Origin of the sequence: Streptomyces marianii, assembly GCF_005795905.1 — a bacterium.
GTDB lineage: Bacteria > Actinomycetota > Actinomycetes > Streptomycetales > Streptomycetaceae > Streptomyces > Streptomyces marianii.
Map to the genome: position 1 here is coordinate 5,772,196 of NZ_VAWE01000001.1, position 20,920 is coordinate 5,793,115.

Here is a 20,920-nt window from a genome sequence, read left to right on the forward strand (position 1 = left end):
CCACCGAGTCCTCGAGGAGTCGAGACCCGTGTCGGAAAACAAAGATCAGAAGTTCGTCTACGACTTCACCGAGGGCAACAAGGACCTCAAGGACCTCCTCGGTGGCAAGGGTGCGAACCTCGCCGAGATGACCAACCTCGGGCTGCCCGTCCCCCCGGGCTTCACCATCACCACCGAGGCCTGCAAGGTCTACCTGGACAGTGGCGAGGAGCCCGCGGCACTGCGTGACGAGGTGAGTGCGCACCTCGACGCGCTGGAGCAGCGCATGGGCAAGAAGCTGGGCCAGGCCGACGACCCGCTGCTGGTGTCCGTACGATCCGGCGCCAAGTTCTCCATGCCCGGCATGATGGACACGGTCCTGAACATCGGTCTGTCCGACACCTCGGTGGAGGGCCTCGCCAAGCAGGCCGGCGACGACCGCTTCGCCTGGGACTCCTACCGCCGGCTCATCCAGATGTTCGGCAAGACCGTCCTCGGCGTCGACGGCGAGCTGTTCGAGGACGCCCTGGAGGGGGCCAAGGAGGCCAAGAAGGTCGCGGTCGACACCGACCTGGACGCCGCCGACCTGAAGAAGCTGGTCAAGCAGTTCAAGAAGATCGTCAAGTCCGAGACCGGCCGCGACTTCCCGCAGGATCCGCGCGAGCAGATGGACCTGGCCATCAAGGCCGTCTTCGACTCCTGGAACGGCGACCGGGCGAAGCTCTACCGCCGTCAGGAGCGCATCCCGCACGACCTGGGCACCGCGGTCAACGTCTGCTCCATGGTCTTCGGCAACCTCGGCCCGGACTCCGGCACCGGTGTCGCCTTCACCCGCGACCCCGCGTCCGGACACCAGGGCGTCTACGGCGACTACCTGCAGAACGCGCAGGGCGAGGACGTCGTCGCCGGTATCCGCAACACGGTGCCGCTCGCGGATCTGGAGTCGATCGACAAGAAGTCGTACGACCAGCTGATGCAGATCATGGAGACGCTCGAGACGCACTACCGGGACCTGTGCGACATCGAGTTCACCATCGAGCGCGGCCAGCTGTGGATGCTGCAGACCCGGGTCGGCAAGCGCACCGCGGGTGCCGCCTTCCGGATCGCCACCCAGCTCGTGGACCAGGGCCTCATCGACGAGGCCGAGGCTCTCCAGCGCGTCACCGGCGCGCAGCTCGCGCAGCTGATGTTCCCGCGCTTCGACGAGACCGCCCAGGTCGAGAAGCTCGGCCGTGGTATCGCCGCCTCCCCGGGCGCGGCGGTCGGCAAGGCCGTCTTCGACTCCTACACGGCCGTCAAGTGGTCCCGTTCCGGCGAGAAGGTCATCCTGATCCGTCGCGAGACCAACCCGGACGACCTCGACGGCATGATCGCGGCCGAGGGCATCCTGACCTCCCGCGGCGGCAAGACCTCCCACGCCGCCGTCGTCGCCCGCGGCATGGGCAAGACCTGTGTCTGTGGTGCCGAGGAGCTGGAGGTCGACACCAAGCGCCGCCGGATGACGGTGAACGGCACGGTCGTGGAGGAGGGCGACGTCGTCTCCATCGACGGTTCCACCGGCAAGGTGTACATCGGCGAGGTCCCGGTCGTGCCGTCCCCGGTGGTGGAGTACTTCGAGGGCCGGATGCACGCGGGCGCCGACGACGCCGACGAGCTCGTCCAGGCCGTGCACCGGATCATGGCCTACGCGGACCGGGTACGCCGGCTGCGGGTACGGGCCAACGCGGACAACGCCGAGGACGCGCTGCGTGCCCGCCGCTTCGGCGCCCAGGGCATCGGTCTGTGCCGCACCGAGCACATGTTCCTCGGCGAGCGCCGCGAGATGGTCGAGAAGCTGATCCTCGCCGACACCGACGACGAGCGCGAGGACGCGCTGAAGGCGCTGCTGCCGCTGCAGAAGAAGGACTTCGTCGAGCTCTTCGAGGCGATGGACGGGCTGCCGGTGACGGTGCGGCTGCTGGACCCGCCGCTGCACGAGTTCCTGCCGGACATCACCGAGCTGTCGGTGCGCGTGGCGCTCGCGGAGGCCCGCAAGGACGCCAACGAGAACGACCTGCGCCTGCTGCAGGCGGTGCACCGGCTGCACGAGCAGAACCCGATGCTGGGGCTGCGCGGGGTCCGTCTCGGTCTGGTCATCCCCGGTCTGTTCACCATGCAGGTGCGGGCCATCGCGGAGGCCGCGGCGGAGCGGAGGAACGCCAAGGGCGACCCGCGTGCCGAGATCATGATCCCGCTGGTGGGCACGGTCCAGGAGCTGGAGATCGTCCGCGAGGAGGCCGAGGAGGTCATCGCGGAGGTCGAGGCGAGGACCGGCGTGGAGCTGAAGCTGGCGCTGGGCACGATGATCGAGCTGCCGCGTGCCGCGCTGACCGCCGCTCAGATCGCTGAGGCGGCCGAGTTCTTCTCCTTCGGCACGAACGACCTCACCCAGACCGTGTGGGGCTTCAGCCGGGACGACGTGGAGGCGAGCTTCTTCACGGCCTACCTGGAGAAGGGCATCTTCGGCGTCAGCCCGTTCGAGACGATCGACAAGGACGGCGTCGGTTCGCTGGTGCGCAACGCGGCGGCGGCCGGCCGGGCCACCCGCCCGGACCTGAAGCTCGGCGTCTGCGGTGAGCACGGCGGTGACCCGGAGTCGGTGCACTTCTTCCACGAGGTGGGCCTGGACTACGTCTCCTGCTCGCCGTTCCGGATCCCCGTGGCCCGCCTGGAGGCCGGTCGCGCGGCGGCGCAGTCCTCCGGGAGCGACAGCCGCTGACGGGAGCGAGCGCCGTCGGCGGAAGCCGTCGGCGGTACTGATTCCCGCCCCCTGAACCCGGGGCCGTCGGTGGTCCCCGACCCTCACCGACCGGCCGGCGGTCCCGGTGCACCGAGGGACGAGCGGGACGGGCACCTTGTGCGGAGGTGCCCGTCCCGCTCGTTTCCTTTTGGCGATTCCCGTCGCCGGTGACTCCTGGCCCGGTGGGCCGTGCCGCCGCCGGGCCCTGTTGAATGACGGACCAGTAGCGTGTTTTAACGGAAGCTTGATTTTCGCCATTCGTTGAGCAAAGAACAGGCGGGGCGCGGTCGACGGATCCCCACCCGCCGGCCGCGCCCCATTACCGATGCCGGACACGGAGCCGCAACCTCCGCCGACCGCCGCCAGGCGCGGAAAGCCCCCCACGGTCTTTGCCTGCGCCCCTCGGTACCCGAAGGTTTCGTGCCCGACGTCGTACAGCTTTTCGGTTGACCACCCTGTTGCGCGATGCGTTTCAACTGTGGCTGAAACACCGTGGTAACGTCCTGTGATTGCATGCATACTCAGTGACGGGGGCGATTGCGGATGCAACAGTGGGGGTTCCGTGCTGCGAATCCACCTCACCGGTGAAGACCTCGCCAGGGTGCGGATGGCGGCCAGGCCGGACGTTTTGTGGGAAGCGATTCTGAGTTTCCACCGTTTACGGGACCGGCGCGGCGCCACCGTCTTCGGGGAATGGCGGACGGAAACCCGGGCCCGGCTGAACGGTGAAACACGGCTCCTCGCGGCCCTCGTTCCGCAGCGCGGCTATTTCCCGGACTTCCTGACCCCGCCAGAGGCGCTGGAGGGCCTGGAGGAGGGCCTGGAGGCGGTGCGCGCCACCCCGGTGCGCAGGCTCGCCGCCGAGCTGGCGCTGCTCGCCGCGGAGCGGCCGCACTCCGTGCTCACGGGCCGCCTCGCCGGGCTCGCCGAGGGCGCGGCCGGGCCGATGGACCGGCTCGTGGGGGCGCTGCGCAGCTACCACCGGTCGGCGATCGAGCCGTACTGGCCGCACATCCAGGCAGCGGTGGAGGCCGATCGTGCCGTGCGCGGCCGGGCCCTGCTCGACGGGGGAGCGGACGAGCTGCTGGCCTCCCTGCCGCCGATGCTGCGCTGGCGTGCGCCGGTGCTGGAGGCCGACTACCCGGTGGACCGCGAGGTGCGGCTGGAGGGGCGAGGGCTGCTGCTGCAGCCGTCGTACTTCTGCCGCGGCACGCCCGTCGTCCGCCGGGACCCGGAGCTGCCGCCGGTGCTGGTCTATCCCGTGACGCACACCGGGTCCCCGGTGACGTGGGAGCGGGACGGGCTGTCGCTGGGCCGGCTGGTGGGCCACACCCGCTCGGCGGTGCTGCAGTCCATCGGCAGCGGCTGCACGACCAGCGAGCTGGCCCGCAGGGCGGGGGTGTCGCTCGCCTCCGCCAGTCAGCACGCGTGCGTGCTGCGGGAGGCCGGGCTCGTGGTCACGCTGCGGAACGGGAACGCGGTGCTGCACACGATGACGCCGCTGGGCACGGCCCTGCTGAGGGGCCGCGCCCAGCGTGATCCGGAGCCGCCGGGGGTGCTTACGCCCGGAACGGTCCCGTCACCTCGTAGGTGATGCCGCCCGACGAGCTGCCGCTGGTGCCGCGCTGGCTGGAGAAGTACAGCCGCCGCCCGTCCGGGGAGAAGGCCGGTCCGGTGATCTCCGAGCCGGACTGGCCGCTGATCCGCAGGAACGGCGCGACGACGTCGTCGGGGGTGATGAGGCAGATCTCCATGTTGCCGCCGTCCTCCGCGACGAACAGATCGCCGGAGGACGAGCCGGTGACGTTGTCCACGCCGGTGAGCGGGGCCGAGCCGCCCGTCACCAGCGAGTCGTCGTAGGCGAGTTCATAGGTGCCGCTGGTGAGGTCGAGCTGCCAGAGGCGGTTGTCGCCCTTGGTGGTGAACCAGACGGTGTCGTTGGCGTAGTGGCAGCCCTCGCCGCCGTTGAACCTCTTCGCTCCGGACACCTGGCTGCGGGTCGCGGTGGGGGATCCGTCCGGATCGGGCACGTTCGCCCAGCTGAACGACCCGGCGGTCGCGGTACCGGCGACCAGCACCTGGAGCGTGCCGGAGGACAGGTCGCCCCAGGTCGTGGGGACGAAGCGGTAGAGGCAGCCGTTGGACTCGTCCTCGGTCAGGTACACCGCCTTGCGGACCGGGTCGGCGGCCGCGGCCTCGTGCTTGAACCGGCCCATGGCGTCACGGCGGACGGCGGCCTGCACACCCCACGGGTCGGTCTCGTAGACGTAGCCGAGGCTGACCTCCTCGCACGACAGCCAGGTGTTCCACGGGGTCTTCCCGCCGGCGCAGTTGGTGCGGGTGCCCGACAGGATGCGGTAGGCCCCGGTGACCGCGCCCGCCGAGGAGAACCGCACGGCGCTCGCCCCGCCGGAGGGGTTGATCTCCGAGTTGGACACGTAGATCCAGCCGGAGCCGTCGGTGAAACAGGCCCCGCCGTCGGGGGCGTTGTGCCAGGTGTAGGAGGTGGAGGCGACCTTCTGCCCGGACCGGGCGATCACCCTGCTGGTGAATCCTGCCGGCAGCCGGATGCCGTTGGCGTCGGCCGCGCCGAGCGCCCCGTACGGCCCGGCGCCGGGCTGGGCCGGGGCCGCGGAGGCGGCGCCCTGCCACAGCGTGCCGCCGAAGGCGGCCGCGGACGTGCCGATGACCGCTCCGCGCAGGAAGCTGCGTCGTTCCACTGTCACTCCAGGGGAAGTCGTGACTGCCCCGCCCGCCGGGCGGCGGGACAGGGTCGCGCGCCAACGGACCATAGAAGTGTGGAGTTGACACAGCGTCAACGAAGGGTGGCGTGGAGACGTCGCGGACGGGGCGGGGTGAACGGGCCGCCCCGCCGCGCCGCCCTCCGGGAGCCGCCGGGCGCGCCGGGCGTCGTCGGCGAACCGCGGGGCGACGAGATGTGCCGGGGCGTCGGCCGTCTCGCCGCCCGGCCTGCCGTCGGGGGTGGAGCCCTGCCCGACGGCGCGCGGACCGCGCTCCCGTACCCCATGGTGATCGACTGTGCGCGCGGGCCCGTCCGGCGATGCGGACGTAATGATTCCGAAAAAAGTTCCCGCTGCGGCGATGAGTCCGGCGCACACCCCGGGTCCACCCCATGACGGACGACGCCGCCCCACGGCGCGACGACGAGCACGAGAAAGGCACCCTCCATGACCCAGATGATCTTCGTGAACCTGCCGGTGAAGGACCTCGACGCGTCGAAGGCCTTCTGGGAGACGGTCGGCTACTCCTTCAACCCCCGGTTCACCGACGAGACCGCCGCCTGCCTGGTCATCAGCGACTCCATCTTCGCGATGCTGCTGACCGAGGCCCGGTTCAAGGACTTCACCAGGAAGGACGTCGCCGACGCCGCCACCAGCACCGAGGTGATCGTCGCGCTGAGTGCCGAGAGCCGCGAGAAGGTCGACGAGCTGACCGACGCGGCCCTCGCGGCCGGCGGCTCTCCGGCGAACGAGCCGCAGGACCACGGCTTCATGTACGGCCGCTCCTTCCAGGACCCGGACCACCACATCTGGGAGGTCGTCTGGATGGACGAGAAAGCCGTCGAGGGCGGCGAGTAGCCCGGCCGTGGGCAGCAGGCCCCCGGCGCCAGGTCCGCCGGATTCTCCGACCCGCGCGGGCTCCGCCCGCTCCCCGCGCTCGCGCCGGGAGCGGGCGGCATCGGCCCGTCACCAGCCCCGGCCGGCCGGGACGGGTCAGTAGTAGCCCTTCTCCCCGTCGAGCAGTTCCCGGAGGGTGTCCAGGTGACCGGCGTGCCGGGCGGTCTCCTCCACCATGTGGATCAGCATCCAGCGCAGGGAGGCGGCGGACGACTCGTAGTCGGGGTGCGGGTGCCGCCCGGCCTCGTCGAGCGAGTGGGCCGCGATGATCTCGTTCGAGACAGCGCACTGCCGCTCGTAGTCCTGAAGCAGCCGTGCCAGCGGGACGCCCTCGGCCCGCATGTCGGCGTCCTCCGGGGACTCGGCGAACTGCGGGCCGTCGGCGGGCCGGCCGAGGAAGAGGACCTCGAACCAGGTGTTCTCCGTCCAGCGCAGATGGGAGACGATGCCCGCCACCGTCATCAGGGGCGAGGCCGGCAGGACGGACCGGTGGGCGTCCGCTTCCGCGAGGCCCTCGCACTTGTAGTGGACGATCGCACGCTGCATGTCGAGCCAGCCGACCAGCTGGGTCCGTTCGTCCGCCACGAAGGGGGGACGTATCCGGGGAGGAGTCATGGATGCCGACGGTAGTCGAGGACGGCGGCGGGCCGCACGTCGATTGCGCTCCGGCGAGCGGAGGTCGCCGCCCGGCGACCGCGGGGCCGGGCCCGTCTCACGTGTGCGCTTCCCCCCGGACGGCGCGGGTCTCCCGTCCCCCGGGACGCGTGTTTCCCCGACCGGCACGGGCGCCCCGTGCGGCGGGGCTGGCGGCCCCCCGTCGTGCCGCCGGCCACCACCTCGTCAGGTCCAGCGCACCGCGAACGCACGCACCGAGACCTCGTCGTCGTCCAGGCATCGGCCCGTCGCCAGGTCGAACCGCTGCTTCAGCAGCGGGGAGGCGACGAACGCCCGCCCGTCCGCGGTGCCCACCAGGCCCCGCGACAGGACCTGGGCGCCGGTGAACGGGTCGCGGTTGTCGATCGCGTACGGCGTCCCCGCGCGGTCCAGGAAGACCGCGGCCTGGCGCCCGTCGGGGAGCAGGGCGGCCATGCCGCGGCCCGGGGTGAGCCGGGTGATCTCGCAGACGGGCAGCCAGCTGCCGGCCAGTTCGATCTGTAGCGTGATCGGGGGCGCGTCCTGGATCGTCATCGTGCGAGCGTCCCTTCCAGGGTGAGAACGGTGAGGTCCGGCTTGATCTGGTCCCGCTCGGGGACGAACCTCACGGACGGGTCCGGTGCGTCCGGCGCGTTCACGAAGGACACGAAGCGGCGCAGCCGGTCCGGGTCGTCGAGGGTCTCGGCCCACTCGTCGCGGTAGCCGGCCACGTGCCGGGCCATCATCGCCTCCAGTTCGCCGCACAGACCGAGGGAGTCGTGCACCACGACGTCCCGCAGGTGGTCGAGTCCGCCCTCCAGGCGTTCCAGCCAGACCGAGGTGCGCTCCAGGCGGTCCGCGGTGCGGATGTAGAACATCAGGAACCGGTCGATGAGCCGGACCAGTTCGGCGTCGGACAGGTCCTGGGCGAGCAGGTCCGCATGGCGCGGGGTGGCCCCGCCGTTGCCGCCGACGTACAGGTTCCAGCCGTTGGCGGTGGCGATCACACCGAAGTCCTTGGACTGCGCCTCCGCGCACTCGCGGGCGCAGCCCGAGACCGCCGACTTCAGCTTGTGCGGGGCGCGCAGGCCGCGGTACCGCAGCTCCAGGTCGATCGCCATCCGGACGCTGTCCTGGACCCCGTAGCGGCACCAGGTCTGCCCCACGCAGGACTTGACCGTGCGCAGCGACTTCCCGTAGGCGTGGCCCGACTCGAAGCCGGCGTCCACCAGGCGGGTCCAGATCGCGGGGAGCTGGTCCACGCGGGCACCGAACATGTCGATCCGCTGGCCACCGGTGATCTTGGTGTAGAGGCCGAAGTCCCGGGCGACCTCGCCGATCACGATCAGCTTCTCGGGGGTGATCTCCCCGCCGGGGACGCGGGGCACGATCGAGTAGGAGCCGTTGCGCTGCAGGTTGGCGAGGAAGTGGTCGTTGGTGTCCTGCAGTGCGCCCTGCTCGCCGTCGAGGATGTAGCCGTTTCCGAGGCTGGCGAGGATCGAGCCGACGGCCGGCTTGCAGATCTCGCAGCCGTCGCCGCCGCGGGCCTCCTCCCGCCCGTGGGAGTCGAGGAGTTCGGCGTACGAGGTGAGGCCGAGCGTGCGGACGATCTCGTACAGCTCGCTGCGGGTGTAGGAGAAGCAGTCGCACAGGCCCTGGTCGGCGGCCTGCGGCAGCAGCTGGCCGATGACCTTGACGCAGCTTCCGCAGCCCGTGCCCGCCTTGGTGCACTTCTTCACCTCGGGCAGGGTGGTGTGGGCGCAGACCTCGCCCTTGGTGACGTTGTGGCAGGAGCAGATCACGGCCTCGTCGGGCAGCGCGGACGGGCCGAGCGTGACGGGCGCCCCGGCACCGGCGGGCAGCACCAGCTGCTCCGGCGGCACGGGCGGTACCGAGCCGGTGAGGGGGCGGAGCATGCCGTAGGAGTCGGCGTCGCCGACGAGGACGCCGCCGAGCAGGGTGCCGTCCGCGCCGACGACCAGCTTCTTGTAGACCCCGGAGCGGGAGTCGGAGTAGACGACGTCCAGGCAGCCCTCGGCCGTGCCGTGCGCGTCGCCGAACGAGGCCACGTCCACGCCGAGGAGCTTCAGCTTGGTGGAGGTGTCGGCTCCGGTGAAGGTCCTGTCGGAGGTGCGGTCGGCGAGGACGTCCGCGACGGTCTTCGCCATGTCGTAGCCGGGCGCGACGAGCCCGTAGACCCGCCCGTCCGAGGCGAGGGCGCACTCGCCGATGGCGTAGACGTCCGGGTCGGAGGTGCGGCAGCGCTCGTCGACGACGATGCCGCCGCGGTCGCCGACGGCGAGGCCCGTGTCGCGGGCCAGCTGGTCGCGGGGGCGCACGCCGGCGGAGAAGACGACCAGGTCGGTGGCGAGCGTCGAGCCGTCGGAGAGCTTCATGCCGGTGACGGCGGGGCCGTCGGCGACGATCTCCTGGGTGCCGACGCCGGTGTGGACGGTCAGGCCCATGCCCTCGATGGTGCGCAACAGCGCGGCGCCGCCGCCGTCGTCGACCTGCACCGGCATCAGCCGGGGCGCGAACTCGACGACGTGGGTGTCCAGGCCCAGGCCCTTGAGTGCACCGGCCGCCTCCAGACCGAGGAGTCCGCCGCCGACGACGACGCCGGTGCGGGAGGTCTTGGCGTACTCCTCGACCGCGAGGAGGTCCTCGATGGTGCGGTAGACGAAGCAGCCCTCGGCGTCGCGGCCCGGGACGGGCGGCACGAACGGGTAGGAGCCGGTGGCCAGGACGAGCGTGTCGTAGGTGAACGTCCGCCCGTTGCGCGAGGTGACCGTGCGGGCGGCGCGGTCGATGTGCTCCGCCGGGTCGTCCAGGTGGAGCTCGATGCCGTGCCGTTCCATGAAGCCGTCCTCGACGAGGGAGAGGTCGTCGGGCGTCCGGCCGGAGAAGTACGAGGTGAGCCGGACCCGGTCGTAGGCGGGGCGCGGCTCCTCGCACAGCACGACGACCCGGGCGCGGCCGGTGACGCCGCGCTCCGCGAGGGCCTCCAGGAAGTGCTGGCCGACCATCCCGTGGCCGACGAGCACGATCGTGGGGGTGGTCATCTCAGAGTCCTCCATCGGTGGTGAGCAGGTGGAGCAGGGGTGCTTCCGGGAGCGGGTCGTCGCCCTCCCAGGCCCGGGCGAGCGCGCCGACGGACGCGAGGTCCCCGAGGAGCACGCCGCCGACGAGCCGGTCGCCGCGGACGACGACCTTCCGGTAGGCACCGCGGGTGGCGTCGGCGAGTCGCACGACGTCGTCCCCGGGCCGCGGCGCGGGTTCCCCGAACGCGGCGACGTCGAAGGCACCGGCGGAGCCGAGGGTGAGCCGGGTGAGGGACCGGGTGCCGGTGTAGCGCGGGGTGCCCGGCCCCTGGCCCCGTACGGCCGGGGCGGCCAGGACCGCCGCCAGCACGTCGGCCTGTTCCAGGGCGGGGGTCGCCAGCCCGTAGACGGTCCCCGCGTGTTCGGCGCAGTCGCCGATGGCGTGGATGTACGGGTCGGAGGTGGTCAGGGTGTCGTCGACGACGACACCCCGGCGGACCGTGAGGCCCGCGTCCGCGGCGAGCCCCGTGCGGGGGCGGACGCCGCAGGCGAGGACGACGTGGTCGGCGCCGAGGACGAAGCCGTCGGCGAGCTCGACCCCGGTGACGGACCCGCCGCGATGGCGCAGCCCCCGGGCGTGGCACTCGGTGTGGACCTCCACCCCGAGTTCCTCCAGGTGGCGGCGTACCAGGCCGCCGGCCTCCGGGTCGAGATGGCGGTCCATCAGGGTGGGGCCCTGGTGGGCGACGACCACGTCCGTGCCGCGTTCCGCGAGCGCCCGCGCGGCGGAGACGCCGAGCAGCCCGCCGCCGACGACGACCGCGCGGCCGCCGGGGCGGGCCGCGGCCGCGAGTGCCAGGCAGTCGTCGAGGGTGCGGAAGGGGCGGACGCCGTCCGGCAGCCCGCCGTCGAGCCCGCGCAGCGGCGGCAGCACCGGGTTCGACCCGGTCGCCAGCACCAGCCGGTCGTACACCGCCGACGAGCCGTCCGCGCAGTGCACGGTCCGCGTCTCGCGGTCGATCCGTACCGCCCGCACCCCGCGCCGCACCTCGGCCGTACCGTCCGGGACCGGCGGCAGCGCGATCACCTCGGGTCCGTACCGGCCGGCCAGGACGTCGGCCAGCAGCACCCTGTTGTAGGGGGCGTGCGGCTCCTCACCGAGCAGCGTGACGTCGCACGCCGGGGCGAGCTGCCGCGCCAGCCGCGCGCCTGCCATCCCGGCGCCGATCACCACGATCCTCGAATCCATGTACGCAGCCTGCGGTGCGGGTGTTACCCGTCCGCATCCCGGTTGTTTCCCGTGCGGAACGCTGCCCTCAGCGCGCACCCGGCCGCCGTGTGAGGGGCGGGGAGCCGGGGCTCGCTGCCCGGTCCGCGGGGGCGGGAGACCGCTCCCGCCACTCGAACCTCAGACGTAGCTCAAGACTCAGGGGATCGATGGACGGCACACGCATCTTCTCCGTAGGGTCGCGGCCATGCCCGACATACCGCTGACCACCCTCGTCTTCCTGTGTGTGGCCGCCGCGGCGGCCGGCTGGATCGACGCGGTGGTCGGCGGAGGGGGACTCCTGCTCCTGCCGGCACTGCTGCTCGGGATGCCGCAGGTGCCGGCCGCGCAGATCCTCGGCACCAACAAGGCGGTCGCCATCGTCGGCACGACCGGCGCTGCGGTCACCTACGTCCGCAAGGCGCCGGTGAGGTTGGGGACGGCTGTACGGATCGGGCTCGCCGCGCTGGCCGGCTCCATGGGTGGGGCGTTCTTCGCCGCGGGCATCAGCAGCGAGGTGCTCCGGCCCGTGATCATGGTGGTGCTGCTGGGCGTCGCGGCGTTCGTCATGCTGCGCCCGTCCTTCGGCACCCGTGTGGACCGGGGACCGGTCACCCGCGCCCGGATCGCCACCGCGGTCGTCCTCGTCGGCGGCGGGATCGGCTTCTACGACGGCCTGTTCGGGCCCGGTACCGGCACCTTCCTGGTGCTCGCACTGTCCGCGGTCCTCCATCTGGACCTGGTCGCGGCCTCCGCCACCGCCAAGATCGTCAACGTGTGCACCAACGCCGGCGCCCTCGCGATGTTCGCCTACCAGGGGACGGTGCTGTGGCGGCTGGCCGCGCTGATGGCGGTGTTCAACCTGGCGGGCGGCATGTTCGGCGCGCGGACGGCGCTCCGCAAGGGCGCGGAGTTCGTGCGCGGGGTGCTGCTCGTGGTCGTGTTCTCGCTGGTGGCGAAGCTGGCGTTCGACCAGTGGTCGGGGTAGGGCCGCGTCGGCGCCGGGGGACGCGCGGACGTGCGGCGGGCTTCGGGAGCGGGCCGTTCCGCGAGTGCCGGACGTGTGGCGGGCTGTGCGGACTGGGTCGTTCCGTGCACGCCGGCCGGGTGCGCGAAGGCCATCCGTGCCGGACGGGTCGGTGGACGTGTGGCGGGCTGTGCGGACTGGGTCGTTCCGCGCACGCCGATCAGGTGCGCGAAGGCCACCACGTTGCCTCCGTATCCGGTCTTCTCGTCGAAGGACCCGCCACAGGTGATCACCCGCAGTTCGGCCCTGCGCGCGGCCCCGTACACCTTCCGGTCGGGGAAGGCATCGTTCTCGTACACCTCGACCGCGTCGACCGTGAAGACCGCCGTGCGGCCGTCAGCGCGGAGGACCTCGACGCGGTTGCCCTTCTTCAGCGTGCCCAGCTTGTAGAAGACGGCCGGCCCTTCGGCGTCGTCGACGTGACCGGCGACGATCGCGGTGCCCCTGGCGCCCGGCGCGGTGCCGCCGCCGTACCAGCCGGCCACCTCGCCCTCGTCGGCGGGCGGCACCTCGAGGCTGCCGTCGGGGGCCAGTCCGAGGCGTGTCACGGGCGTGTCCACGGCGATCCGCGGGATGCGCAGCCGCACCGGCGGTGACGGCGGCAGCGGAGGGGCTGCGGCGTCCGTGTGCCGGCCGGTGGCGAAGGCCTCGGCGGCGGAGGGAGCGGGCGGGGTGACGGGCCGGGCGCCGTTCTGCACCAGCCACACACCGGCGCAGACGGCCACGGCCAGCAGCAGCCCCTTCGACTTCATGAGCTCCTCCGGGACTCCTCGGACGCCTGGTCCGGGAGGGGAAAACTCCCCGCCCCCGTCAGCCGGACGAAGCGTGACGGGGGCGGGGACGGCGGTACGAGGGACGGTGGAGGCCGAGCGCTAACGCTCTCCGTCAGCCCTGCGCGCCGCTCGCCCGACGGCGCAGGAACCAGGTCCCGCCGACGGCGGCCGCGGCCAGGACGGCCACCCCCGCCGTGATCTGGGTGGTGTCGGGGCCGACGCTGCCGCCGACTCCCGTCTTCACATGGCCGCTCGGTTCGTGCCCGTGGGCCCGCACCACGAGGTCCCCGGCGGCCTTCTTGCCGTTGTCGCACAGCACGGAGACCGTGTAGGTCCCCGGCTCGGTGTCCTCGGGCACCGTGAACCTGCCGGCCGCGGCGTCCTCGCGGGCGCCGGGTGCCAGGTCGAACTCGTCCGCACCGAGCGACTCGGCGTCGCCCGTGCCGTGACCGCGCTCGCCGCACGCGGTGGTGCTCACGGTCACGGCGGCACCCGCGGTGGTACTCGAGGGGGTCAGGGTGAGTGTCCCGGGGTCCGCCGCGTACGCGGCGGGGAGGGCCGTCGCACCGGCGCAGGCGGCCGTGAGCGCGGGGCCTACCAGCAGGCGGGCGGTGGTGCGCATGACGTCCTCCGGGGCGATGGCCGGTGCCGCCGGACCGGGGTGCCGGCGGCCGTTCCTACACCTCAAGAGGTAAGGCGCAGACCGCCCCCCACGCTTGCTGATGGGCGATCAGATTCGCTCGAACCGTGCGGCGTGTCGTCTTGGTTCGGGGGCGTCGCCGCAGGTCACAGGGGTGTGATTGCGCCATTGGCCGGGCGGTTCGAGGAGCCGCGCCGAACGAGTGACGCCCCGTGCGCGCGGGCCGCGCGGGCCGCCGTCAGATCTCGTCCCACGGGACCGTCCCGTACGCCTCGCGCAGTCGGCTCATCAGCGCCCCGTCCACGGCGAACTCCGCCGTGCCGATCCGGTGGACGGGTGCGAGGCCCTGCGAGTTCATCAGGACCGCCGCCGGATACCTGCCGAGGTCCGCGAGCCGCACCTCCCGCCGCTCGTGCGGAAGCAGCCGCTCCAGCAGCGTCATCGTGATCCCGCGCAGCGCGGGCGCGTCCGGCCGGACGAGCGAAGTGCCGTCCCAGAAGGCGACATTGGCGATGTGGCCCTCCGCGACCTCCCCGCCGGGGCCGGTCAGCAGCGCGTCGTCGAAGCCCGCGAGCGCGGCGGCCCGTCCGTAGTACGGCTGGCCGACCCCGCCCGCGTGCTTGATGTGCGGAACCGGCCGCAGGAACGGCACGGGCATCATGCTCCGGGGCGTCTCCGGCATGGACTGCGGCTCCCGCACGGTCACCACCACCGTCGGCGCGCCGCCTCCGGCCGCCGCCCCGTACACGTACACCCGTACCCCCGCGTCGGCCCGGCCCGACCCGTCGAGCGCGTGGCGTACCAGCGACCGCACCCGGTCCCCGTCGAGGTCCGTGCCGAACAGCTCACGCGTCCCGTGGTCCAGCCGCTCGAGGTGCAGTGCCAGGCCCCGGGTACGGCGATCGCGCACCTGCATCGCGGTGAAGTGCCCGTAGGCGCCCTGGAGTACCGGGATCACGGCGGGATCCAGCCCGGCCGCCGGCCGGCCGTCGATCTCGATGTGCACGTTCGGCGGACTCGTCATCCGCCCACCCTAGGGCGCCTAGGCCGGCCCGCGGCGGCGCCCGTCCCCGTCCGGGCCGGACGGGCTCCTCTGCGGGGCGGGTCCGTGACGGCCCTCCTCCGGGGTCCCGGTCCGGGCCGCGGACCGGGACGCGGACCGACGGGCCGGCCCGGCCGCCCGCCCGCTCAGTCCTCGATCAGCCGGCGGGGACCGGCGCCGTGCCCGGCCAGTTCGTCACCCGGGTTGGACAGCGCGCAGCGGTCCAGCGACAGGCAACCGCAGCCGATGCAGTCCGTGAGGTTGTCCCGCAGCCGCTGGAGCGTCCGGATCCGCACGTCCAGGTCCTCGCGCCAGCGCTCGGAGATCCGGGCCCAGTCCTCCCGGGTGGGCGTGCGGTCGTCCGGCAGCAGCCCCAGCACCTCGCGGATGGCGGCCAGCGGGATGCCGAGCCGCTGCGAGGTCCGGATGAAGGCGACTCTGCGCAGCGTGTCCCTGCTGTAGCGCCGCTGGTTGCCGGCGGTGCGGCGGCTGGTGATGAGCCCCTCGCGCTCGTAGAAGCGCAGTGCGGACGGGGCGACACCGCTGCGCTCCGCCAGCTCACCGACCGTGGCTCCCCTGGCGTCCGGGGCGAGATGCGACATGGTGCCAGCCTATCGCTCGACTTCGACAAAGGTTTAAGTATTCCGCTGACCGGTAGGGACCTCATCCCGCGTGCGGCCGCCGCCGACTCCGTGTCGCCGCCGCACCCCGTGTCCGTCGCGACGCGGGTATCCGGCCCCGCTCCCGGTTCCGGCCCCGCTCCCGGTTCCGGCCCCGCTCCCGGTTCCGGCCCCGACCCGGATCCGGCCCTGCTCCTGGTTCCGGCCCCGACCCGGATCCGGCCTCGCGTCCGCACGATTCCGTGTGCGCCGCGTCAGGGGCCGAAGGGCGACGGTGTCGTTCCGCGGGTCCCGCACCGTGCTGCCCGGGCGGCACGGGGCAGGCACGGCGAACGTGCCCGGCCGGGCCGGCACTGGATCACCGGGCGAGGTCGATGGTAGACGTACGGCCGTGACTCCGGCCCTTCCGCCGGGGCGCGCAGGCCGCGCGGACGTGCCCGTCCGCGCCGTACGAGGAGTGTTCGTGATCCGGGCCATGACCGTACTGACCACGACCGACAGCGCCGCCAAGGCCGAGGAGCTGGCGCGCGGCGCGGTGGAGGCGAGGCTGGCCGCCTGCGCGCAGATCTCGGCGCCCGTCACCTCGGTGTACCACTGGCGGAACGCCATCGAGACCAGCGAGGAGTGGCAGGTCCTGCTCAAGACCACCGAGGACCGCTACGAGGCGCTGGAGACGCATCTGCTGGCCCACCACGACTACGACACCCCCGAGATCATCGCGACACCGGTCGTGCGGGGCAGCGCGGGGTACCTCGCGTGGATCGCGGCGGAGACCGCGGAGCAGGCGTGACGGGCCGGCACCGGGAGCCCCGCCTGCCGTTCTTCGTCTACGGCACACTGCGTGCCGGCGAGCACAACCACGACCTCTTCCTGCGGGGGCGCACCGCGGCCGAGGAACCCGCCCGGCTGCGCGGCGCGCTCCTGTACGAGGGCCCGGGCTACCCGTACGCGATCGAGGGCGACGGCGTCGTCACCGGCGAACTCGTCACCGCGGCGCCGGACCGCTACCGCGAGCTCATAGCCGTGCTCGACCACCTGGAGGAGTACTTCGGCCCCGGCGACCCGCGCAACCTGTACGTGCGGGTCGAGCGCCATGTCCACACGGCGTCGGGCACCGTACCGGCCTGGGTGTACGTGGCGGCGGGCCGGGTGGCGCGCGAACTGCGGGCGGAGGGCACGCCGATCCCCGGCGGCGACTGGTCCGCGCGGGGGTGACACCACGGGCGTCCGTCGCGGCGCGGCAGGACCGGCCGGCACCGGGCGGGGTTCCGGGCTCCGGCGCCCGGCGTCAGCCGACTCGTCCGGGCGGGCCCCGTCAGCCCGCCGCCCGCTCCAGACGCACCGCGCAGACCTTGAACTCCGGCATGCGCGACGTCGGGTCGAGGGCGGGATTGGTCAGCGTGTTGGCGCGCCCCGCGCCCGGCCAGTGGAAGGGCATGAACACCGTGTCGGGGCGGATCGCCTCGCTCACCCGGGCCGGAGCGACGGCCCGCCCGCGGCGCGACACCACCGTCACGGGCTCGCCGTCCGAGACCCCCACCCGTGCCGCGAGCTGTGGATGCAGCTCGACGAACGGACCCGGGGCCGCCGCGTTCAGTTCGTCGACCCTGCGGGTCTGCGCCCCGGACTGGTACTGGGCCACGACCCGTCCGGTCGTCAGCACGACGGGGTACTCGGCATCGGTCGGCTCGGCGGCCTCCCGGTGCACCACGGGAACGAACCTCGCCCGCCCGTCGGGCGTCGCGAACCGGTCGAGGAACAGCCGCGGCGTCCCCGGATGCGGGTCCCCGGCGGGCCGATCCGGCTCCCCGGTGTGCCCTCGCGGCCTCTCCGCCGGTCCGTCCGGCCGTCCACCCGCCTCCACGGAGCGCCGCCCCGGTCCGTCCGGTCCGTTCGTTCCGTCGGCTGTTCCGACGGTGTCCTGGTTCGGTCCGTCCGGCCCGTCCGCCGGCCCGTCCGCCTCCGGGCAGGGCCAGAAGACGCCCTGCTCGTCCTCCAGCCTGCGGTAGCTGATGCCCGCGTAGTCCGCGGGGCCGCCGGAGGAGGCGCGCCGCAGCTCCCCGAAGACCTCCTCCGGGTCCGTGGGAAAGCCCTTCTCGTGACCCAGCAGCCCGGCGAGCCCGTGCATGACCTCCAGATCGCTGCGCACGCCCGGCGGCGGCGTCAGCGCCCGGCGCCGCAGCAGCACCCTGCCCTCCAGGTTCGTCGTCGTCCCCGTCTCCTCCGCCCACTGGGTCACCGGCAGGACCACGTCGGCCAGTTCCGCCGTCTCCGACAGCACGACATCCGCGACCGCGAGGAAGTCCAGCGAGCGGATCCGTTCCTCCACGTGAGCGGCTCGGGGCGCGGACACCACGGGGTTGGACCCCATCAGCAGCAGCGCCCGTACGTCCCGGCCGAGTGCGTCGAGCAGCTCGTACGCGCTCCGGCCGGGGCCCGGCAGCGAGTCGGGGTCGACACCCCACACCCCGGCCACGTGCGCACGCGCCGCCGGGTCGTCGAGCCTGCGGTAGCCGGGCAGCTGGTCCGCCTTCTGGCCGTGCTCCCGGCCGCCCTGGCCGTTTCCCTGGCCGGTGAGGCAGCCGTAACCGGCCAGCGGCCGGCCCGCGTTGCCGGTGGCGAGGGCGAGGTTGATCCAGGCGCCGACCGTGTCCGTGCCCTTGGACTGCTGCTCCGGCCCGCGGGCGGTGAGGACCATCGCGTTCGGCGCGTCGCAGAAGAGGGCCACCGCCGAGCGCAGTTGGGGCACGCCCACCCCGGTGATCCGCTCGACCAGTTCGGGCCAGTGCGCCATCGCCGCGGCCCTGGCGTCCTCCCACCCCGTCGTGCGCTCCCGGATGAACTCCTCGTCGGTGCGGCCCTGCGCCACGACCAGGTGCAGCAGGCCGAGCGCCAGGGCGAGGTCGGTGCCGGGGCGCGGCGCGAGGTGCAGATCGGCCTGCTCGGCGGTCCTCGTACGCCGCGGGTCGACGACGATCAGGCGGCCGCCGTTGTCCTTCAGCTCCGTGAGGTAGCGCAGCGCGGGCGGCATGGTCTCGGCGAGGTTCGAGCCGACGAGGACGACGCAGCCGGTGCGCGGGACGTCCTCCAGCGGGAACGGCAGCCCCCGGTCCAGCCCGAACGCCTTGTTGTGCGCCGCCGCCGCCGAGGACATGCAGAACCGGCCGTTGTAGTCGATCTGCGAGGTGCCGAGCACGACCCGAGCGAACTTGCCCAGCGCGTACGCCTTCTCGTTGGTCAGGCCCCCGCCGCCGAACACGCCGACCGCGTCCGCCCCGTGCCGTGCGCGGGTGCGCCGCAGCCCGTCGGCGGTGACGCGGAGGGCCTCCTCCCAGGTGGCCGGCTCGAGCCTGCCTGTGGCGGGGCGTCGGACCAGGGGCCCGGTCAGCCTGACCCGGGAGGAGAGCACCGCGGGTGCCGTGCGGCCCTTGCCGCACAGGGCGCCCCGGTTGACGGGGAAGTCGTCCCGCTCCACGACCTCGACCGTCTCCCCGGACCCGCGCAGGTTCATCCCGCACTGCAGGGAGCAGTAGGGGCAGTGGGTCGGGACGAGGGCGGGGGCGGGCGCCGGGGCCGGTGCGTGGGACATGCGTCCCAGCGTGCGTCGTCCGTGTTACGGCGGCGGGCCCGCCGCATTACGGCCTCGGTACGCGGCCCTCCCCGGGCCGGGCGAGCGGCGGTGAGCGGTTCAGGGCACGGCGCCCGCCGAGGCCAGGGCCTCGGTCACGCCCGTCTCCTCGGGCCCCAGGAAGTGCGGGTCCGGCCGGAGCGCGACGTCCAGCGCCGCCTTGCCGGCCGCGAACAGCTCCCGCGTGCCGCCGTAGTACCAGACCGAGTCGTGGGGCTCGGCGACGCCGACGCCGTGCGACTCTATCCCCGCGGCGTCGCACAGCGCGATCGCACGCTTGATGTGGAAGCCCTGGGTCACGAGCACGGCCCGGTCGACACCGAAGATCTTCTTGGCGCGGACGCAGGAGTCCCAGGTGTCGAAGCCCGCGTAGTCGCTCACGATCCGGCCGTCCGGCACACCGCGCCTCACGAGGTACGTGCGCATCGCGTCCGGCTCGTCGTACTCCGCCCGGCTGTTGTCGCCGGTGACGAGGACGACCTTCACCTTGCCCGAGCGGTACAGCTCGGCGGCGGTGTCCAGCCGGTGGGCGAGGTACGGGGTCGGCCGACCCTTCCACAGCCCGGCGCCGAACACCACCGCGACCTCGCGCGCGGGGGCGCCGGCGACCGTGCCGGTGCGGCTGTCGGCCACCGCGTGCAGCCAGGTCGCCGGGGCGAGTGCGAGCACCGACGCGAGCATCAGCGCCTGCACGGTCCGCCGCTGCCCGCGCCGGGTCCGGGGCACCAGCCTGCTCGGCAGCAGCCGCTTCGGCGCCGGTCCGCCCGGCGGGAACCCGCGCCGCGCGGGCCGGTCCGGCACGGACTCGTGCACCGCGGGCCCGTCCGGCGGAGATCCGGGCCGCACGGGTCCGCGCGGCCGCAGTCTGCGCGGCGGGAACGCTCCTGGCGGGAACTTCCGCATCGATGACCCCCTGGTTCGTCGGCTCACCTCCTCCGACGTTCGGCGGGGTGCAAAGGTTCGCCCGTCCGCTCGATGTGAGCGGGAGAACTCCCCGGCTCGTCGTTTGGAAGGGCTGCGACCGCCTGCAGACGCCGTAATCCGAGGCGGAACAGCGGTCTCCGCTCCGGGACATGACGCCGGTGCGCCGCGGATGCGGCATGATCGAGCCATGATCACTGTCTCCGCCCGGAACAATGCCGAGTGGTGCCACGCGATGTGCCGTGCGCACGGGATCCCCGGGGTGTTCGGTGACCGGGCCTGGACCAGCGAGCGGCGCACCCCGCCGTTCTACCCGGACGCCGTCACCCTCGCCCCGGACGCCACGCAGCGCGAGGTGCTGGGAGCGATCGACCTCACGGGGGCGGGCTGTTCGGTCAAGGACAGCTTCGGGCGGCTGGACCTCTCGGCCGACGGTTTCGGCGTGGCCTTCCAGGCGCGGTGGATCCACCGTCCCGCCGTGCTCGCCGCACCGGTCGCACCCGACGACGTCGTCTGGCGCCCCGTACGGACCGCCCCTGCCCTCGACCGCTGGGAGGCGGCGTGGTCCGGAGGCGACACGGCCCGGACCGGGATCTTCCGTCCGGGACTCCTGTCGGACCGTAGCGTCACCGTCCTCGCCGGCACCGCCGACGGCGGCAGCCGCACGGTCGCCGGAGCGGTGGTCAGCCGCAGCGAGTCCGTCGTCGGCCTCTCGAACGTCTTCGCCGCGGACGGCGACCCGGACCGCGCCTGGTCCGGCTGCCTCGCGACCGTTGCCCGCCTGTGGCCGGGCATGCCCGTCGTCGGCTACGAGCACGGGGAGGACCTGGAGGCGGCGGCCGGGCAGGGCTGTGTGCCCGGCCCCGAACTGCGCGTGTGGCTCGCGAGCTGACGTGTCTCCGGGGGCGTCTCGGTACCTGTGCTCTTCCGGA

Annotated in this window: 17 protein-coding genes and 1 pseudogene; 7 read left to right on the top strand and 11 right to left on the bottom strand. The window is 73.2% G+C overall.

The window, feature by feature from the left end:
- Window positions 1-28: 28 nt before the first annotated feature.
- Both ppdK and FEF34_RS26170 read left to right on the top strand, forming a co-directional pair.
- Entirely contained in the window at window positions 29-2,737 is a 2,709-nt protein-coding gene (gene ppdK, locus FEF34_RS26165; RefSeq protein WP_138055327.1) for a pyruvate, phosphate dikinase, read from the top strand.
- 583 nt (window positions 2,738-3,320) lie between these two features.
- Window positions 3,321-4,352, top strand: coding sequence for an ArsR/SmtB family transcription factor (locus FEF34_RS26170; protein ID WP_171053093.1), 1,032 nt, complete (start codon window positions 3,321-3,323; stop codon window positions 4,350-4,352).
- On the opposite strand, the gene FEF34_RS26175 is transcribed toward FEF34_RS26170, so the two are convergent.
- Entirely contained in the window at window positions 4,318-5,478 is a 1,161-nt protein-coding gene (locus tag FEF34_RS26175; RefSeq protein WP_138055328.1) for a PhoX family protein, read from the bottom strand. The genes FEF34_RS26170 and FEF34_RS26175 overlap by 35 nt on opposite strands.
- 468 nt (window positions 5,479-5,946) lie before the next feature.
- Between FEF34_RS26175 and FEF34_RS26180 the strand changes: the two genes are divergently transcribed.
- Window positions 5,947-6,357: a VOC family protein gene (locus FEF34_RS26180; protein ID WP_138055329.1), complete on the top strand. Its 411-nt coding sequence runs from the start codon at window positions 5,947-5,949 to the stop codon at window positions 6,355-6,357.
- Between the two features lie 135 nt (window positions 6,358-6,492).
- Here the strand turns inward: FEF34_RS26180 and FEF34_RS26185 are convergent, their stop codons facing one another.
- The 4 genes from FEF34_RS26185 to FEF34_RS26200 form a co-directional block, all read right to left on the bottom strand.
- Window positions 6,493-7,011: a DinB family protein gene (locus FEF34_RS26185; RefSeq protein ID WP_138055330.1), complete on the bottom strand. Its 519-nt coding sequence runs from the start codon at window positions 7,009-7,011 to the stop codon at window positions 6,493-6,495.
- Between the two features lie 225 nt (window positions 7,012-7,236).
- Entirely contained in the window at window positions 7,237-7,584 is a 348-nt protein-coding gene (gene nirD / locus FEF34_RS26190) for a nitrite reductase small subunit NirD (protein ID WP_138055331.1), read from the bottom strand.
- A complete protein-coding gene (gene nirB / locus FEF34_RS26195; RefSeq protein ID WP_138055332.1) occupies window positions 7,581-10,091 on the bottom strand; it encodes a nitrite reductase large subunit NirB in 2,511 nt (836 codons plus the stop codon). Before nirB ends, nirD begins: the two co-directional genes overlap by 4 nt.
- A 1-nt stretch (window position 10,092) precedes the next feature.
- The gene (locus tag FEF34_RS26200; RefSeq protein WP_138055333.1) at window positions 10,093-11,319 is read right to left on the bottom strand and encodes an NAD(P)/FAD-dependent oxidoreductase; all 1,227 of its coding nucleotides are present in this window, start codon (window positions 11,317-11,319) and stop codon (window positions 10,093-10,095) included.
- 226 nt (window positions 11,320-11,545) lie between these two features.
- On the opposite strand from FEF34_RS26200, the gene FEF34_RS26205 reads away from it, so the two are divergent.
- Window positions 11,546-12,325, top strand: coding sequence for a sulfite exporter TauE/SafE family protein (locus tag FEF34_RS26205; RefSeq protein WP_138055334.1), 780 nt, complete (start codon window positions 11,546-11,548; stop codon window positions 12,323-12,325).
- Between the two features lie 188 nt (window positions 12,326-12,513).
- Here the strand turns inward: FEF34_RS26205 and FEF34_RS26210 are convergent.
- From FEF34_RS26210 to soxR, 4 genes and pseudogenes are all read right to left on the bottom strand, one after another.
- A pseudogene (locus tag FEF34_RS26210) lies at window positions 12,514-13,116 on the bottom strand (class F sortase); the annotation flags it as partial.
- Window positions 13,117-13,249: 133 nt separating this feature from the next.
- Window positions 13,250-13,759, bottom strand: coding sequence for a hypothetical protein (locus FEF34_RS26215; RefSeq protein WP_138055335.1), 510 nt, complete (start codon window positions 13,757-13,759; stop codon window positions 13,250-13,252).
- Window positions 13,760-14,015: 256 nt separating this feature from the next.
- Window positions 14,016-14,801, bottom strand: a complete 786-nt coding sequence (locus tag FEF34_RS26220; RefSeq protein ID WP_138055336.1) for an aminotransferase class IV — start codon at window positions 14,799-14,801, stop codon at window positions 14,016-14,018.
- Window positions 14,802-14,965: 164 nt separating this feature from the next.
- Window positions 14,966-15,421: a redox-sensitive transcriptional activator SoxR gene (gene soxR / locus FEF34_RS26225; protein ID WP_138055337.1), complete on the bottom strand. Its 456-nt coding sequence runs from the start codon at window positions 15,419-15,421 to the stop codon at window positions 14,966-14,968.
- A 493-nt stretch (window positions 15,422-15,914) separates the two neighbouring features.
- Here soxR and cutA point away from each other — a divergent pair, with 493 nt between their 5' ends.
- Together cutA and FEF34_RS26235 are read left to right on the top strand one after the other, a co-directional pair.
- The gene (gene cutA / locus FEF34_RS26230; RefSeq protein ID WP_138055338.1) at window positions 15,915-16,229 is read left to right on the top strand and encodes a divalent-cation tolerance protein CutA; all 315 of its coding nucleotides are present in this window, start codon (window positions 15,915-15,917) and stop codon (window positions 16,227-16,229) included.
- Complete coding sequence (locus tag FEF34_RS26235) at window positions 16,226-16,654, top strand: gamma-glutamylcyclotransferase family protein (RefSeq protein ID WP_138055339.1); 429 nt, start codon at window positions 16,226-16,228, stop codon at window positions 16,652-16,654. Before cutA ends, FEF34_RS26235 begins: the two co-directional genes overlap by 4 nt.
- 100 nt (window positions 16,655-16,754) lie before the next feature.
- Here the strand turns inward: FEF34_RS26235 and FEF34_RS26240 are convergent, their stop codons facing one another.
- Window positions 16,755-19,028, bottom strand: coding sequence for a molybdopterin oxidoreductase family protein (locus FEF34_RS26240; protein ID WP_138055340.1), 2,274 nt, complete (start codon window positions 19,026-19,028; stop codon window positions 16,755-16,757).
- A 99-nt stretch (window positions 19,029-19,127) separates the two neighbouring features.
- Window positions 19,128-19,811 carry a SanA/YdcF family protein gene (locus FEF34_RS26245; protein WP_407698359.1) on the bottom strand — a complete coding sequence of 228 codons (684 nt, stop codon included), beginning with the start codon at window positions 19,809-19,811 and terminating at the stop codon, window positions 19,128-19,130.
- A gap of 367 nt (window positions 19,812-20,178) precedes the next feature.
- On the opposite strand from FEF34_RS26245, the gene FEF34_RS26250 reads away from it, so the two are divergent.
- The gene (locus tag FEF34_RS26250) at window positions 20,179-20,880 is read left to right on the top strand and encodes a hypothetical protein (protein ID WP_138055342.1); all 702 of its coding nucleotides are present in this window, start codon (window positions 20,179-20,181) and stop codon (window positions 20,878-20,880) included.
- Window positions 20,881-20,920: the final 40 nt, after the last annotated feature.

Coding starts and splice junctions, on each gene's coding strand:
- FEF34_RS26180 (WP_138055329.1), top strand. CDS start 5,947: ATGACCCAGATGATCTTCGTGAACCTGCCGGTGAAGGACCTCGACGCG.
- FEF34_RS26185 (WP_138055330.1), bottom strand. CDS start 7,011: ATGACTCCTCCCCGGATACGTCCCCCCTTCGTGGCGGACGAACGGACC.
- nirD (WP_138055331.1), bottom strand. CDS start 7,584: ATGACGATCCAGGACGCGCCCCCGATCACGCTACAGATCGAACTGGCC.
- nirB (WP_138055332.1), bottom strand. CDS start 10,091: ATGACCACCCCCACGATCGTGCTCGTCGGCCACGGGATGGTCGGCCAG.
- FEF34_RS26200 (WP_138055333.1), bottom strand. CDS start 11,319: ATGGATTCGAGGATCGTGGTGATCGGCGCCGGGATGGCAGGCGCGCGG.
- FEF34_RS26205 (WP_138055334.1), top strand. CDS start 11,546: ATGCCCGACATACCGCTGACCACCCTCGTCTTCCTGTGTGTGGCCGCC.
- FEF34_RS26215 (WP_138055335.1), bottom strand. CDS start 13,759: ATGCGCACCACCGCCCGCCTGCTGGTAGGCCCCGCGCTCACGGCCGCC.
- FEF34_RS26220 (WP_138055336.1), bottom strand. CDS start 14,801: ATGACGAGTCCGCCGAACGTGCACATCGAGATCGACGGCCGGCCGGCG.
- soxR (WP_138055337.1), bottom strand. CDS start 15,421: ATGTCGCATCTCGCCCCGGACGCCAGGGGAGCCACGGTCGGTGAGCTG.
- cutA (WP_138055338.1), top strand. CDS start 15,915: ATGACCGTACTGACCACGACCGACAGCGCCGCCAAGGCCGAGGAGCTG.
- FEF34_RS26240 (WP_138055340.1), bottom strand. CDS start 19,028: ATGTCCCACGCACCGGCCCCGGCGCCCGCCCCCGCCCTCGTCCCGACC.
- FEF34_RS26250 (WP_138055342.1), top strand. CDS start 20,179: ATGATCACTGTCTCCGCCCGGAACAATGCCGAGTGGTGCCACGCGATG.